This window comes from Asticcacaulis sp. AC466, assembly GCF_000495815.1.
Classification (GTDB): Bacteria; Pseudomonadota; Alphaproteobacteria; order Caulobacterales; family Caulobacteraceae; genus Asticcacaulis.
In genome coordinates, this window is record NZ_AWGE01000001.1 from 59993 (window position 1) to 74142 (window position 14150).

Here is a 14150-nt window from a genome sequence, read left to right on the forward strand (position 1 = left end):
CAGATGGAACTGGAATGCTTCGTGATGACCACCTATCCCCCGGAAATCGTGCCGGGACGGCCCGATCGGGATTGGATGGATGCGTTTCAGGCCCGGTTTCCGTACCGTTGCCTGCCCCTGGTCATGGCCAATACGACCGGCTGGGAAATTATCTGCCCGGTCGATTTCACTGTTGTCTGGAACGGCGGCAAGGGTAAGGACGATTTGGTCATTTCCTGTGATTCCGATCCCGATTACGCGCTGGAACATCTGGTGTCGTCGCACTTCACCCATGGCGTCCTGACGTTTCATACCGGCTATATGTTCCGAACGCCGCCGGGCTACGCGGTCTTGGCATCCGGCGCTCCCAATCACGTCAAGGATGGCATCCAGCCGCTGACCGGGCTTGTTGAAACCGATTGGCTGCCTTTCCCGTTCACTATGAACTGGATAATGACGCGGCCGGGCATGGTGAGTTTCAAAAAGGGCGAGCCCTTCTGTTTCATCCAGGTCGTCGAGCACAAGAAGCAGGATGAATTCCAACCGGTGATCAAATCGCTGGAAAGCGACACGGAGCTGAAGAAGCAGTTTGATGCCTGGGCCAAGACGCGTTCGGAATTCAACGAAAGCCTGGTCCGCCGCGACCCTGAAACCATCAAGGAAGCCTGGCAGAAATTCTATTTCAAGGGTGAGAAGCCCGACCCCACAGGTCAAGTGATCGAGAAGGTGGACGACCATACCAACCGTCGCAGGCTCAAGACGCCAAAGGTTATCCGTCCCAAAAAAACAGGCAGATAAACAAAAACCCTCCGGCGCGAACCGGAGGGTTTTTTACTGGTTTGAGCAAAGCCCTATTGGCGCGGGGCGGCCGGGCGGACGATGCGGGGTTCCAGGCTAGACTTGATGGCGCGGGCGTCGTAGGCGGCTGGGTTGCTGTCGGGCTTTGGACCCTTATGCATGACGATTTCAGCGACCGCTTCGTAACGCGTATATTCAAAGGTATCCATGCCGAAGTCAGAGCCCCAGGCACCCCAGCGGCTCCAGCGGTTGCGGCCGTAGAAACGCCACGACAGGCCATCGTAAAACGGATCGTTATAGGTCACGGTGCGGCGTTTTTCGTCGGTGCCGCGCGATACGATTTCAAACCAGTCGAAACCGGAGCTAAGTGTCAGTTCGGCGGCCCGATACAGAAGATAATTTTCAACCGTGTCCCGACCCGTCATGTCGTTGCCGGAGAATTTTAGGCGGTAGCGGTTTTCTTCCAGCCGGGTTTCCGAATAACCGCGGTCACGGGTCGCCCCTGTGGCCATGGCGGGCTGATACGGAGTAGGCGTGGCGCAGGCCGACAATACTGTCAGGCTGGCGGCGGCCAGGAGGGCAAGGGCCAGAGGGCGGTTCAGGCGTTTCATTATGTAACTCCCCACGGATACGGAACTTTACCAGAGTATTAACCTGTCAAGATGAGGCGTCAATGTGGCATTTGTAAGCCGGGAATATTGCCGCCATAAGGGATTAGACGGGTTGGATATGGAACAGGTCTGTCAGGGAATGCCAGATGATCACCCCGGCAATACTGAGCAGGATCAGGCTGACGGCAATATCAAATCTCTGCTTGTTTTTCGGGTTTGTGAGCAGGTGCGACAGGGTGACTGCGCCCAGGCCATAACTGGTCATGGACAGTATATCCATACTGATGGATGTGACGGCGAAAACCGCCATCTGGGCCGGCATGGCGCGGTGGATATCGAGAAATGGCGGGAGAACGGCCGTGAAGAAAAGGGTCACTTTCGGGTTCAGCAACTGCACCATAAAGCCGTCACGGAACGTGCTCCATAAAGGGCTGTTGGGGTCGGCGGGTTCACTGAGGGAAAAGCTAAGCTTTTCGTTGCGCAGATCGAAGGCGCTGTACAAGCTTTTCAGGCTTATCCAGGCCAGGTAAACGCCACCGCCGATGGCGATGATCTGAAAGAGCAGGGGGAGGGTCATCATGATGACCTGCAGACCGAAGGCGGCCGCGATAAACCACACCAACGTGGCCAGATTGACCCCGACTACGCCCAGAAAAACTCGCCGGTAGGACCGCGCCAGTCCGATGCGCACGAAGAACATATTGGCGGGGCCTGGCGAAATCGCCATCAAAAACATAGCGGCCAGGAAGGCATAATATTTGTTGAGATCGACGACGGCGGACATGCGGCGCCGACTACCACATTTTCACGGCTTAGTGTGGGTTATCGCCTCGAATGTGGTGAATTGGCCGTCGGCGTAACGCAGCAGATCGATGCGAACCGTGCGATCGCTGAAATGCAGGATGTTAAAGCCCTGGGGTTGGCGGCGGATGCGGGTGGACATGGCGGTGGAGGCGCTGACGAATAGCGTTTTGTGCACGTCCGATTGGCGCGTCTCGATATAGGCATGGTGCTGGTGACCGGCCAGGACGATATCTATGTCCCGGTCGGCAATGGTTTTGAGCAGTTCTGCCGAATTGAAGACGGTGATATCGAGTGGAAATTCCTTTGGACTCATCAACGGATGATGCAGCACGAACAGACGCCACTGCGCGGTGCTGGCGGCGAAGCAGTCGGCGATATTGCGGCGTTGCCGGGCGCTGACGGCGCCGTTGGCCCAGTTCCAGTGCGGCAGAACGCGGCGTGCCGTATTGATCCCCTTGATATGCACCAAGGGCGTTGCCAGTTCGGGATTGAGATCGTGGGTCAGGTGGCGTTTGTAACGGGCGAATGGATTGATGAAGCGCGCCAGATCCATGCCGGGCAAGTCGTGATTTCCCGGGATGACGAACACCGGGACGGGCAACGCATCGAAAAAGGCGCGGCATTGCACGAACTCCTCTTCGGTGGCCGACTGGGTGACGTCACCGCTGGCTATAACCAGATCAACCTGTGCCGATATGATGTGCGCCAGCAAGGCGCGCATGATCGCGTCATCGTGGCTGCCGAAATGCAGGTCTGAGATATGAGCTATCTTCATGTCGGGCTTCATGTCGGGCTTCCGTTTGGAGGTAGGGCGTGGACGGATCGCGCCGTATAGCGCGCATGATCCGTGCCGAAGTTGCAGGCCATGTTCACGCCTCCCCCAAACGCCAGGGCCAGGCCTATCACGGCCATCATCTTGATGGGCTCTACCGGCTCTGCCGGTCGCCACATGTAAAACAGGCCGAGCAGGGCCAGCCACATCGATCCGAAGAACAATCCACCGGCTACGTCCGACAGCCAGTGAGCGCCGAGATATAGACGGGAAAAGGCGATGATGCCGACCAGGGAGACCAACCCGGTTACAATTGGAATACGGCTTCGGAACGGTAACTCGCGCGCCATTATCATGATGAGCATGCCGTAGAGAACCGCGTTGGTGGTCGAATGGCCGCTGGGGAAGGAAAAAACGCTGACACCCCCATAGTTCAGGTCGCCGGGACGGGCCCGTTGTAGGCCCAGCTTGATGGCCGAATTGATAAGGGAGCCGCCGCCGACCGCCATCAGCCAGTAGATCAGGGTGTGCCAGGCGCGCTTGTACATCAGCCAGACAGCCCCCGCCGCCGTCACCGCGACAACCACCCAGGTGTCGCCCAATTCTGTAATACCGATCATCAGTCGGTCCAGCATAGGGTTGCGTAGGGCTTGCAGGGCGGCATAGGTCAAATTGTCGGGACCGAACAGCGGGTCTTCCAGAAACACCTCTTCGATGATCTCGAAGAACAACCAGGCGCTTGTCACCAGGATGGCACCGAACAACAGAAGTGCCCGCCATTCCTGCCGTAACGGCAGCGGTAGTCGGTCGATCCGGCTGCGCCAGTTCATGCCTGCGCCTTTTCAGCAGGCACCAGCACATGAACGAAATCCGGCTTCAATGTGAATTCAAGCGGTGCTTTCAGCTTCATTACCTCGCCATCGACCGAAACCAGCGGCTTGTGATGCTGGCTGAAAATTCGGAACCGCTTGCCGGTCATTTCCGTCATATCGCGATCATGCAGCCAGTGGCCGAAGATCAATCGCCATAACAGGCGAACATGGTCCGACGATGTCTTGGTCGTAGAGATGTAAACAGCCAATTCGCCGCCCCTCAGGGAGACGCGCTTGAAATTGCTTTCGGTGAGTTTTTCCGAATCGGCAAACCGGTTGGCGGATATCACCACCGCCGGCGTGCGGAACTTTGACATCTTGCCGTCGGCTTCAATGACCAGCCGTGAGCGCTTGTTTTTGTCCATATTATTCAGGACAAACAAGAATAGTTTCGGCATCAACAGGAACTTGTTGGTCAGGCGATTGGCCTCGCGAAAGACCGAGGCCTGCGGCATGGTGCCCAGACTGGCGCAACACAGAAAGATCTCGCCGTTGACGAAACCGGCGTCCATGGTCTGTTCGGTGGTGCCGACGGCGTAGGCGGCAAGCGCCTGCTGCAGGGAGGAAAACCCCAGATCAATGGCCAGCAGGTTCATCGTTCCGAAAGGCAGCACACCGAACGCTTTTTGTTGGCCGGCCAATGACTTGGCTGTTTCACGGATCGTGCCATCACCGCCGCCGATAATCAGGCGCTCTGGCTGTGCCGCCAGTCGCTTGAGATTTTGCGCCATGTCTTCCGGTTCGGAAAAGCATAGCTCAGCGACCGGAAGGCCGCTGTCGGATATGGCCGTTTCGATAGCTGGACGGCCCATGTTGAGCACTGTGCCGGCCTTGCCGTTAATCAGAATATTGAAGCCGTCAGTGGCCATGCCGCCGCATTTCCTTGTTTGAACCGATAAGGTGGAAGAGACGGGTGCAAAGAGTCAATGTGGCATGATGCATCACGGATCGGCGGCAACAAAAAAGCTCCGCCTGCGCGGCGGAGCTCTGAGAGAATACCTGAAGATTGAATCAGCCGCGCTGATCGCGCTTGGCGGCGACCCGCAGGCGCAGGGCGTTGAGCTTGATAAAGCCCGCAGCGTCGCGATGATCGTAAGCGACCTTGCCTTCTTCGAACGTGACCAGGTCCTGATCGTACAGCGAATAGGGGCTTTCGCGACCGATAACGGTGACATTTCCCTTGTAGAGCTTGACCGTGACGCGGCCGGTGACCTTATCCTGGCTGTAATCGATGGCGGCCTGCAGCATATGGCGCTCGGGCGAGAACCAGAAGCCGTTGTAGACGAGTGAGGCATATTTCGGCATCAACTCGTCTTTCAGGTGCATGGCGCCCCGATCAAGCGTGATGGATTCGATACCGCGGTGCGCCGCCAGGAGGATGGTGCCGCCCGGCGTTTCATAGACGCCGCGAGATTTCATGCCGACGAAGCGGTTTTCGACGAGATCGAGGCGACCGATGCCGTTGTCATGGCCCAACTGGTTCAGTTTGGTTAGGAGGGCTGCCGGTGACAGGGCTTCACCGTTGATGGCAACCGGGTCGCCCTTTTCGAAGTCCATGGTGAAGACGGTCGGCGTGTCAGGCGCCGCTTCCGGCGAAATGGTGCGCTGGTAGACGAATTCCGGGGCTTCGACGGCCGGGTCTTCCAGAACCTTGCCTTCGGAGGACGAGTGCAGCAGGTTGGCATCGACCGAGAAGGGCGCATCGCCGCGCTTGTCCTTGGCGATGGGGATCTGGTGCTGTTCGGCGAAGGTGAGCAGGGCTTCGCGCGAGGCGAATTCCCATTCACGCCAGGGCGCGATGACGCGAATATCGGGTTCCAGGCCGTAGTAGCCAAGTTCGAAACGAACCTGATCGTTGCCTTTGCCCGTAGCGCCATGGCAGACAGCGTCGGCGCCGACCTTGCGGGCGATTTCGATCTGCTTCTTGGCGATCAGCGGACGGGCGATGGAGGTGCCGAGCAGGTACTGGCCTTCATAGACCGTGTTGGCGCGGAACATGGGGAAGACGTAGTCACGCACGAATTCCTCGCGCAGGTCTTCGATGAAGATGTTCTCTGGCTTGATGCCCAGCAGCTCGGCCTTCTTGCGCGCGGGTTCCAGTTCCTCACCCTGACCGAGGTCGGCGGTAAAGGTGACCACCTCGGCATTGTATTCCGTCTGCAGCCACTTCAGGATGATCGAGGTGTCGAGGCCGCCGGAATAGGCGAGGACGACTTTCTTGACGGGCTTCTCAGCGGGTGCGGACATGTTTGCAAACCTTTGGGCGGGGGAGACCATGTGAAAAAATTCACGCGCGCTTTACGGTCTATAGCCCCTCGATGCAAGACTTATTGCGTCGCCGCTAAAACTAAAGGCCGCCGCTGTCCCGACGGCCTGATTCCGAAAGGTCTAAACCGTGACCTGGGTGCCCAGTTCGACGACGCGGCCCGGCGGTATATGGAAAAATTCCGTCGGATTGGCGGCATTCTTCATCAGGAAGATGAATAGCTTGTCCTGCCACAACGGCATACCGGAATTGGCCGATGGTACGACCGAGCGTTTGCCGACGAAGAAGCTGGTGGCCATGATGTCGAACTTGAGCCCCAGCTTGCGACACAGACCCAGGGCGCGCGGCAGGTTCGGACTTTCCATAAAGCCGTAGATCAGGGTCACCTTCTTGAAGTCTTCGTTGATGATCTCGATGGAGACGCGGTTGCCTTCGGCCACGCGCGGCACGCCGACCGTCTTGACGGTCAGGATGATGTTCTTTTCGTGCAATACCTTGTTGTGCTTGAGGTTATGCATCAGGGCCACAGGCGCGGCTTCGGCGTCGGAGGTCAGGAATATGGCGGTTCCGGCCACGCGGTGCGGCGGACGCTTCTTCAGCATCTCGATCAGGTCGATGAGCAGAACACTGTCGCGTTTCGATTTATCGGCCAGCGTACGCGATCCGGTCGCCCAGGTCAGCATGATCATGACCAGTATGCCGGCCAGAAGCAGGGGCAGCCACGCGCCCTGCGGAATTTTCAGCAGGTTCGAGCCGAAGAAGACCAGATCGAGCGTACCAAGCGGTAAGAGAAGCGCCCAGGCCTGCCAGCGCTTCCATTTCCAGACATGGCGCAGGAAGACGTAGGCCAAAAGCGTATCGACCATCATGGCGCCGGTAACAGCAATGCCGTACGCCGAGGTTAGGCGATCGGTCGAGCGGAAGGCGAACAGCAGGATCAGCACGCCGATCATCAGCATGGTATTGATCTGCGGCACGAAGATCTGTCCGGCCTGGGTCTCGCTGGTACGTTTGATGTCGATGCGTGGCAGGAGGCCTAGCTGAACCGCCTGTTGGGTGATCGAAAAGGCGCCGGTAATGACGGCTTGAGACGCGATTACGGTCGCCATGGTGGCTAACCCGAAGACTGGCCAGTAAGCCACTTCGGGGACCATGCGCCAGAATGGATTTTCGCGCGCCGACGGGTCGGCCAGGGTGAGCGCGCCCTGACCCAGGTAGTTGAGCGTCAGGCAAGGCAGGATGAAAAACAGCCACGAATACTGGATCGGTTTCTTACCGAAATGGCCCATGTCGGCATACAACGCTTCGGCGCCGGTGACCGCCAGAAAGACCGAGCCCAGGATAACGAAGCCGGTAAACCCGTTGGCGATGAGGAATTCGATGCCATACTGCGGCATGAGTGCGACCAGGATCCCTGGCTGGTCGAAGATGTGATATAGGCCCAAACCGCCGAGAACAAGAAACCAGACCACGGTGATGGGGCCAAAGAAGTTGGCCACCTTTGCCGTTCCCTTGGATTGCACCATAAACAAGGCGATCAGGATGACTGCTGAAATCGGCACGATCAGGTGGGACATGGACGTGCCGATACCGGGGGCATCTTTCAGTCCTTCGACAGCGCCGAGCACCGAAACTGCGGGGGTGATGATGCCGTCGCCGTAGAACAGAGCTGCGCCGCATATGCCAAGGAAGAACACTGTCGGCGAATATTTTCCGAGTGCCTTTTGTGTCAGGGCCATGAGGGCCAGGGTGCCGCCCTCGCCCTTATTATCCGCCTTCATCAGAAAGAGAACATATTTGACCGTGACAATCATGATCAGCGCCCAGAAGACAAGTGAAATCACCCCCTTCACGGCCAATTCTGCGCTCGTGCCCTCACGCGTGTGAAAGAGCGCTTCGCGCATGGCATAAAGTGGGCTGGTTCCGATGTCGCCGAAAACAACGCCGATTGAGCCCACGGCCAACGCCCAGAAGCCGTCCGTACCATGACCATGGCTGGATACGGCCTCGGCCTCTGACGCATGGGGGTCAGTGGCGGAAGACTCTATTTTTTGATTTGTGTTGACGCCAGGGGCAGCGGCATCACCGGTGTCTGACTGCGGTGAGCCCGGTGTGTCTGCCGGTGCCTCAGGACGGGTATCCCCGATCATGCATACTCTCCTGAGGGGTGCCGAAATGGCAGGATGACACACGTCATCTGGGAGGCCCTCGCTTGAACTGCGGGCTCTTACGCCTATTTATAGACACATTCAATCTCGATTGTTGTTGTCTTTGGGGGTCTTGGGCGTAAGCCCCCTATCAAATGACAGAGAATTCTAATATCTAGAAGTGGCAATGTCAGATAGTCAAAGATTTCCTGTGGCCGCCCACACGCTGGCCTACCTGGCCCACCGCAACGCCTATTCGCGTGAACAGGCGGTGTCTTCATCTGTGCTGGCTGCGTCGATCCCGACAAATCCGGTCGTGATCCGCCGGATGACCACGCAACTGGCCAAGGCTGGCCTATTGGCGACCTGCTCAGGCGTGTCTGGCGGGGCCTGGCTGTTGCGCCGGCCTGACGATATCCGGCTTGACGAAGTGCTGAAGGCCGTCAATGGCTGTGCGCATCTGGGCTCTGCGCCCCTGGGGGCCGAAGGGTGTCCGGTGAGCCAGGCCATCCCCAAGGCGGTCAATGAAGCCATGATGGCGGCCAACATCGCAGCAGCGAAAAGCCTGGCGACATTCACTGTGGCCGATCTGCTCAAGCATACGGCTAAGCTGCCGGTCGAATGCCCGGCGCAATAGCGCGAATAATCTTGCCTTTCGACTAGGGTTCGTGTTTCGGTTTTCCCTCATTTTGATTTGGGGAACTGATTTGGCACGCCGTCTGGTTCTGATCACGGGCGCATCTTCGGGCATAGGCCTGGCCTTCGCGCGTATCTATGCGTCGCATGGCTGGGATGTCGCCCTGACGGCGCGACGCGGTGATCGCCTGGACAAGTTGGCGGAGGAAATCCGTCTGCGTTTCGGTGTCGAGGCCCACGCCCTGCCGGGTGACCTGGCGAACCCAAACACGCCCGAAGCCCTGCAAAAAGGCATACTGGCGCTGGGCCGCAGCGTCGACGGTCTGGTCAATAACGCCGGTTACGGTCAGCCGGGCGGTTTTGTCGCTACGTCGCTCGAAGATCACAAGGCCTTCCTGCAAGTCATGATGCTGGCCCCGGTGGAACTGATGCATCGTTTCATACCCGACATGAAGGCGCAGAAATTCGGCCGTATCGTCAATGTCGCTTCCCTGGCGGGGTTTCTGCCGGCGTCGCCTGGCGATACGATGTATGGGCCGGTTAAGACCTTCCTGACCCGTTTTTCGCAAAGCCTGCATCTGGAACTGCGTGACCATGGCGTGCACGTCAGCGCCCTGTGTCCGGGCTGGACCTATTCTGAATTTCACGATGTCGTCGGTTCACGCTCCAAATTATCGAAGGCCATTCCCGAATGGTGGTGGATGGGCGCCGATGAGGTGGCCCGCGAAGGTTATGTCGCCGCCGAAGCCAACCGCGCCTGCTGCGTGCCCGGCGCGCCGAACAAAACGGCGGCGGCCCTGCTCAAGGTGCTGCCCGACGACTGGACGATGGAATTGGCGTCAGGACAACTCAGCAAAATCCACCGATAAGTCGCTGAGGTGGCCTGCAAATGCCCGTTTTCTGTGCGCCCTTGCTCATGTACCGGAGTACATGTCGCTTCGGGTGCTCGAAAGCCGGACATTTTCGACTCACCCCAGCGACTTATATTCCTGACTAATCTCTAACTGTGCTTGCCGCTTTCGTACGGGTGAGCGGCCGACGGCAGGATCAGGTTATGGGTGATCTCGCTGACTGCGGAGATGATGATCTGCACCGACAGGGCGCACAGGATCAGACCGAGCACGCGCACAACGACCACCATGCCGACCCGACCGAAGACGCGCGATATGGTGTTTGAGAACAGCAGGGTGACCAAAACCGCCGCGCCGGTGGTGAAGATGGCGGCTACGCCCGTCGCCAGGCCGATATAGCCGAGTTTTTGCGCCTCTCCGGCCTGAATGATGACGGTCGAAATCGTGCCCGGGCCGACCATCAGCGGGAAGGCGAATGGCACGACCAGCTTTTCAAAGGCGTTTTTGGCTTTTTCCCGGTGGCCGAGCGGTTGCACGCCGGTGGTTGGGTCGCCGCCATGCTTGACGTCTTCGGCCTGGGTGAAGCTGTCGATGAAATCGCCGCGCGCCATTTCCAGCCCCATCAGGAACAGCAGCAGGCCGCCGGCGATGCGGAAGGCATCCATGGAAATGCCGAAAAATTTCAGGATGCTCAGGCCGGCAAAAAAGAAGATGGTCAGGATCAGCGCCGTGAAGATCGAAATATAGATGCTCAGCCAGCGACGCGAGGTCGATGTCTGGCTTTGCGTGGCGGCGGCATAGATGGGCACATTGCCGATCGGATCGATCAGTGCGAAAAGCGTGATGAAGAAGTTGACGTAGAACTCAACAAGAGTCATTGGCAGGCCCAGAGAGAATTGCGCTACCACACAGCAATTCGCTCCAGATCGCAACCCCTGCAGAGAATTTGCCCATGCCCAACGCCGATCCGCGCCTCATTGTCGCCCTCGACGAACCCGATCTGACTTCGGCGCACAAGCTGGTGGCGAGGCTCGGCGACAGCGTGAGCTATTACAAGGTCGGCCTCACCCTGCTGGCCCAGGGCGGCCTGAGCCTGTGTCAGGACCTGAAGGCGCAAGGCAAGCTGGTGTTTCAGGACTGGAAGCTGCACGACATCGGCGCTCAGGTCGAAGGTGCGGCGAAGGCGGTGACATCGGGGGCCTGCGATCTACTGACCGTTCATGCCGAACCGCAGGTCATGAAGGCGGCGGTCGCCGGCCGCGTCAATCCGAAAACCCGGATCATTGGTGTTACGGTCATGACGTCGCTCAGCCAGGCCGATCTGGATGACATGGGTTACGGCATGTCGCTGACTGATCTGGTGCTAAGACGGGTCGATCAGGCGGTCGAATGTGGTCTGGACGGCGTGGTCGCCAGTCCGCACGAAGCGGCGATGATCCGCGCTCGTGTACCGGCCGATTTCCTTATCGTTACGCCGGGCGTGCGTCCGGTCGGCGCCGACGTCAACGATCAGCAACGTATCGCCACGCCGGAAGACGCGTTCCGCAATGGTGCCTCGCATGTGGTGGTTGGGCGTCCGATCACGCGCGCTGCCGACCCGGTCGCTGCGACCCAGGCCATCCTGGCGGCGATTCAGAATATCTAAAAATCTACGGCGATGCCCTTGCGCTCCCAGTCGCCGAAGCGCGTCGGTTCCGGCCCGGTCGGTCCGCCGTCTTCAACCGCCCTGGCGATTTCGGCCTCATCCTTGGCGCGGCGTTCCGCCGCCTCGGCCAGGGCGCGCTTGGCGGCTGGCGTCAGGACCTTCTTTGTCTCCAACGCACTGATGTCCTGAATCTTTTCACCATCTGATGACATTTTCGTAACCGCCTTGCGGGAAATGGCCGGGATTTCCATATCTAGGCCCTAACCGGTTGTTTCTCAAGGAGCTACACGACAAATGAACCCGTTCAAGACCTATCTGCTTCTCGCAGGCCTGACCGCGCTGTTTGGCGCCATCGGTTTTGCTCTGGCAGGGCCCACGGGTATGCTGATCGCGCTGGGCCTCGCGGTGGCGATGAACCTTTTCGCCTATTGGAACTCGGACAAGGCGGTGCTGCGCATGTATGGCGCACAACGCGTCGAGCCGCAGTCCGGCAATGCCCTGCTGCGCAATTATTATGATGACGTCGCCGAGCTGAGCCGCCGCGCCGGATTGCCCATGCCGGCGGTCTATATCATGGAGTCGGACCAGCCGAACGCCTTCGCTACGGGGCGCGACCCCGACCATGCGGCGGTCGCCGCGACCACGGGACTGTTGCGCATGTTAGAGCGTGATGAAATCCGGGGCGTCATGGCGCACGAACTGGCGCACGTAAAAAACCGCGACACCCTGACCATGACGATCACGGCGACTCTGGCCGGTGCCATCTCGTCGCTGGCCAACTTCGCCATGTTTTTTGGCGGATCGCGCGACGATGAAGAGGGTCACAGCAATATTGTCGTCACCATCCTGATGATGATTCTGGCCCCTATCGCCGCCATGCTGGTCCAGATGGCGATTTCCCGCACGCGTGAATATGAAGCGGACCGCGTCGGGGGCGAAATCTGCGGCGATCCAGATAGTCTGGCCCGGGCTCTGAAGACAATCGAAGCCTATGCGAAGGGTACGATCAATTACGGTGCCGAACGCAATCCGGCGTCCGCGCATCTGTTCATCATCAATCCCTTGCATGGCCGCGGCATGGACAATCTGTTCTCGACTCACCCGGCAACGGAAAACCGCGTCAAGGCCCTGATCAAGCTAGGCATGGACATGAAACGGCGTTCCCCGGCGGCAAACGGCTTTACGAGCGTGCCCACAACGCCTATGAGCTAGGCGAAATTGTCTCCCCCGCGATCGTCGCGGGGGATTTCTTTATTTGCGAAGCACCTTACATGGCCCCGAACAGACCTCCCTCGAAGCCCTCAGGCGGCAAGCCCACCTTCCAGCGCAAGCTCGTCAAGCGCCCACCTTCGAAGGGCATGGCCGCCAAGATCGCCGCCAAGCAGGCGCCGATCAAGCATCCGGACCCCATCATCAATACGTCCGATGATGGCGATATCGGCATGAATGCGCGCATCGCCGCCATGACCCTGATCGATGCGGCGCTGACCAAGCGGTCCGGTTTCGACGAAGCCGTGACGCGTGCAGAGTTCCTCAGCCTGTCCGAATCCGAACGCAGCTTTGCCCGCGCCATGGCCTTGCTGGTGCTGCGCCGTCTGGGTCAGCTCGACCATTTGATTGAAAAGCGGACGCAGAAGACACCTTCCGCGGCCGTGTGCGATCTGTTGCGTATCGGTCTGGTCCAGATCGGCTTCATGAACGTGCCCGATTTCGCCGCCGTTTCGACGACGGTCAAACTGGCGGAACGCGCCTCAAACACCCGCCCTTTTAAGGGCCTCATCAACGCCATCCTGCGGGGCGTCATTCGCGACCAGGAAAAGTTCGGCGGCGGGCTGCCTGCGCCGATTGCTTCGCGTCTCGCGCCCGATTGGCTATATGCGCGCTGGAAGGCCGCCTATGGCGAAGACAATGCCAATGGTATCGCCTACACCCTGACCGAAGAGCCGGCCACTGACCTGACGTTCAAAAGCCAGGCCGATCTCGAACGCCATGCCGAGGCGTTGGAGGGTGCCGATCTGGGCGGCCTGACCTTGCGCAGCGCCCTGCGCGGCGACCTGCGCGAATGGGCAGCCTACGAAGACGGTGTGTGGTGGGTTCAGGACGTGGCCGCTACGGCGCCGGTGAACGTGCTGGGAGACATTACGGGTAAGACGGCCATCGACCTGTGCGCGGCGCCCGGCGGCAAGACCATGCAATTGGCAGCGCGCGGAGCTCAGGTTGTCGCCCTTGACCGGTCGAAGAATCGGTTGAAGCGGGTTGAAGAAAACCTGGCCCGTACAGGCCTGTCGGCGGAAATCGCCATGGCCGATGCCGAAACCTATGACGATACGCGCCAATTCGATATTGTCCTGCTTGATGCGCCCTGTTCGGCGACCGGCACCTTCCGCCGCCAGCCCGACGTGTTGTGGGCGACCCGCCCGGCCGATATTGCCAAACTGGCCGACGTCCAGCACCGCCTGCTCGATTCGGCCGCCGATCGGGTAAAGCCCGGCGGTGACCTCGTCTATTCGACCTGCTCCCTGGAACGCGAAGAAGGCGAGACCCAAATTCTGGCCTTCCTGCGCCGACACAAGGACTTTACCTTGGTCAAGCTTTTGCCCGAAAGTGCGGCTGATATCGGCGTCCCCGCCGAATCGATCCGTCCGGAAGGCTGGCTGCGTCTGTTGCCGCACCACCGTCCAGGCGGCCAGGATGGTTTTTTTGTCGCCAAACTGCGGCGCGGTTAACCCGTCAAGCCGGTTGACCTGATACATGTAAGCACCTTAAGCA

The 14150-nt window shown here is 59.2% G+C and carries 15 protein-coding genes; 6 read left to right on the top strand and 9 right to left on the bottom strand.

Annotated elements, in window-relative coordinates; all coding sequences use genetic code 11:
- Positions 1–3: 3 nt before the first annotated feature.
- Complete coding sequence (locus tag AEAC466_RS23370; RefSeq protein WP_023456106.1) at positions 4–777, top strand: DUF6065 family protein; 774 nt, start codon at positions 4–6, stop codon at positions 775–777.
- A gap of 53 nt (positions 778–830) precedes the next feature.
- On the opposite strand, the gene AEAC466_RS23375 is transcribed toward AEAC466_RS23370, so the two are convergent.
- The 7 genes from AEAC466_RS23375 to AEAC466_RS23405 form a co-directional block, all read right to left on the bottom strand.
- Entirely contained in the window at positions 831–1388 is a 558-nt protein-coding gene (locus tag AEAC466_RS23375) for a CC0125/CC1285 family lipoprotein (RefSeq protein WP_023456107.1), read from the bottom strand.
- A gap of 103 nt (positions 1389–1491) precedes the next feature.
- On the bottom strand, positions 1492–2172 hold the full coding sequence (locus tag AEAC466_RS23380) for a LysE family translocator (protein WP_023456108.1): 681 nt from the start codon (positions 2170–2172) through the stop codon (positions 1492–1494).
- A 21-nt stretch (positions 2173–2193) separates the two neighbouring features.
- The gene (locus tag AEAC466_RS23385; RefSeq protein ID WP_031237932.1) at positions 2194–2967 is read right to left on the bottom strand and encodes a metallophosphoesterase family protein; all 774 of its coding nucleotides are present in this window, start codon (positions 2965–2967) and stop codon (positions 2194–2196) included.
- Positions 2968–2975: 8 nt separating this feature from the next.
- A complete protein-coding gene (locus tag AEAC466_RS23390; protein ID WP_023456110.1) occupies positions 2976–3794 on the bottom strand; it encodes a phosphatase PAP2 family protein in 819 nt (272 codons plus the stop codon).
- A complete protein-coding gene (locus AEAC466_RS23395) occupies positions 3791–4705 on the bottom strand; it encodes a diacylglycerol/lipid kinase family protein (RefSeq protein ID WP_023456111.1) in 915 nt (304 codons plus the stop codon). The genes AEAC466_RS23390 and AEAC466_RS23395 overlap by 4 nt, the downstream gene beginning before the upstream one ends.
- Before the next feature lie 142 nt (positions 4706–4847).
- Positions 4848–6083, bottom strand: coding sequence for an argininosuccinate synthase (locus AEAC466_RS23400; RefSeq protein ID WP_023456112.1), 1236 nt, complete (start codon positions 6081–6083; stop codon positions 4848–4850).
- Between the two features lie 141 nt (positions 6084–6224).
- Positions 6225–8252 carry a potassium transporter Kup gene (locus tag AEAC466_RS23405; RefSeq protein ID WP_023456113.1) on the bottom strand — a complete coding sequence of 676 codons (2028 nt, stop codon included), beginning with the start codon at positions 8250–8252 and terminating at the stop codon, positions 6225–6227.
- Between the two features lie 184 nt (positions 8253–8436).
- Between AEAC466_RS23405 and AEAC466_RS23410 the strand changes: the two genes are divergently transcribed.
- Together AEAC466_RS23410 and AEAC466_RS23415 are read left to right on the top strand one after the other, a co-directional pair.
- Complete coding sequence (locus AEAC466_RS23410; RefSeq protein WP_031237936.1) at positions 8437–8886, top strand: Rrf2 family transcriptional regulator; 450 nt, start codon at positions 8437–8439, stop codon at positions 8884–8886.
- 70 nt (positions 8887–8956) lie between these two features.
- Positions 8957–9754, top strand: coding sequence for an SDR family NAD(P)-dependent oxidoreductase (locus tag AEAC466_RS23415; protein WP_023456115.1), 798 nt, complete (start codon positions 8957–8959; stop codon positions 9752–9754).
- Positions 9755–9885: 131 nt separating this feature from the next.
- On the opposite strand, the gene AEAC466_RS23420 is transcribed toward AEAC466_RS23415, so the two are convergent.
- Positions 9886–10614 carry a MarC family protein gene (locus AEAC466_RS23420; RefSeq protein ID WP_031237937.1) on the bottom strand — a complete coding sequence of 243 codons (729 nt, stop codon included), beginning with the start codon at positions 10612–10614 and terminating at the stop codon, positions 9886–9888.
- Positions 10615–10688: 74 nt separating this feature from the next.
- Between AEAC466_RS23420 and pyrF the strand changes: the two genes are divergently transcribed.
- A complete protein-coding gene (gene pyrF, locus AEAC466_RS23425; RefSeq protein ID WP_023456117.1) occupies positions 10689–11381 on the top strand; it encodes an orotidine-5'-phosphate decarboxylase in 693 nt (230 codons plus the stop codon).
- Here the strand turns inward: pyrF and AEAC466_RS23430 are convergent.
- Entirely contained in the window at positions 11378–11593 is a 216-nt protein-coding gene (locus AEAC466_RS23430) for a DUF1674 domain-containing protein (RefSeq protein WP_031237938.1), read from the bottom strand. The genes pyrF and AEAC466_RS23430 overlap by 4 nt on opposite strands.
- Before the next feature lie 82 nt (positions 11594–11675).
- Here AEAC466_RS23430 and htpX point away from each other — a divergent pair, with 82 nt between their 5' ends.
- Positions 11676–12593 carry a zinc metalloprotease HtpX gene (htpX, locus tag AEAC466_RS23435; RefSeq protein ID WP_023456119.1) on the top strand — a complete coding sequence of 306 codons (918 nt, stop codon included), beginning with the start codon at positions 11676–11678 and terminating at the stop codon, positions 12591–12593.
- Positions 12594–12652: 59 nt separating this feature from the next.
- Complete coding sequence (locus AEAC466_RS23440; protein ID WP_023456120.1) at positions 12653–14107, top strand: RsmB/NOP family class I SAM-dependent RNA methyltransferase; 1455 nt, start codon at positions 12653–12655, stop codon at positions 14105–14107.
- Positions 14108–14150 lie beyond the last annotated feature (43 nt).

What these genes read in the sequence shown, in the direction of transcription:
- AEAC466_RS23400 (WP_023456112.1), bottom strand. Translation starts at nt 6,083, where the DNA reads ATGTCCGCACCCGCTGAGAAGCCCGTCAAGAAAGTCGTCCTCGCCTAT.
- AEAC466_RS23385 (WP_031237932.1), bottom strand. Translation starts at nt 2,967, where the DNA reads ATGAAGATAGCTCATATCTCAGACCTGCATTTCGGCAGCCACGATGAC.
- AEAC466_RS23375 (WP_023456107.1), bottom strand. Translation starts at nt 1,388, where the DNA reads ATGAAACGCCTGAACCGCCCTCTGGCCCTTGCCCTCCTGGCCGCCGCC.
- AEAC466_RS23380 (WP_023456108.1), bottom strand. Translation starts at nt 2,172, where the DNA reads ATGTCCGCCGTCGTCGATCTCAACAAATATTATGCCTTCCTGGCCGCT.
- AEAC466_RS23430 (WP_031237938.1), bottom strand. Translation starts at nt 11,593, where the DNA reads ATGTCATCAGATGGTGAAAAGATTCAGGACATCAGTGCGTTGGAGACA.
- AEAC466_RS23370 (WP_023456106.1), top strand. Translation starts at nt 4, where the DNA reads ATGGAACTGGAATGCTTCGTGATGACCACCTATCCCCCGGAAATCGTG.
- AEAC466_RS23405 (WP_023456113.1), bottom strand. Translation starts at nt 8,252, where the DNA reads ATGATCGGGGATACCCGTCCTGAGGCACCGGCAGACACACCGGGCTCA.
- AEAC466_RS23390 (WP_023456110.1), bottom strand. Translation starts at nt 3,794, where the DNA reads ATGAACTGGCGCAGCCGGATCGACCGACTACCGCTGCCGTTACGGCAG.
- AEAC466_RS23395 (WP_023456111.1), bottom strand. Translation starts at nt 4,705, where the DNA reads ATGGCCACTGACGGCTTCAATATTCTGATTAACGGCAAGGCCGGCACA.
- htpX (WP_023456119.1), top strand. Translation starts at nt 11,676, where the DNA reads ATGAACCCGTTCAAGACCTATCTGCTTCTCGCAGGCCTGACCGCGCTG.
- pyrF (WP_023456117.1), top strand. Translation starts at nt 10,689, where the DNA reads ATGCCCAACGCCGATCCGCGCCTCATTGTCGCCCTCGACGAACCCGAT.
- AEAC466_RS23440 (WP_023456120.1), top strand. Translation starts at nt 12,653, where the DNA reads ATGGCCCCGAACAGACCTCCCTCGAAGCCCTCAGGCGGCAAGCCCACC.
- AEAC466_RS23420 (WP_031237937.1), bottom strand. Translation starts at nt 10,614, where the DNA reads ATGACTCTTGTTGAGTTCTACGTCAACTTCTTCATCACGCTTTTCGCA.
- AEAC466_RS23410 (WP_031237936.1), top strand. Translation starts at nt 8,437, where the DNA reads ATGTCAGATAGTCAAAGATTTCCTGTGGCCGCCCACACGCTGGCCTAC.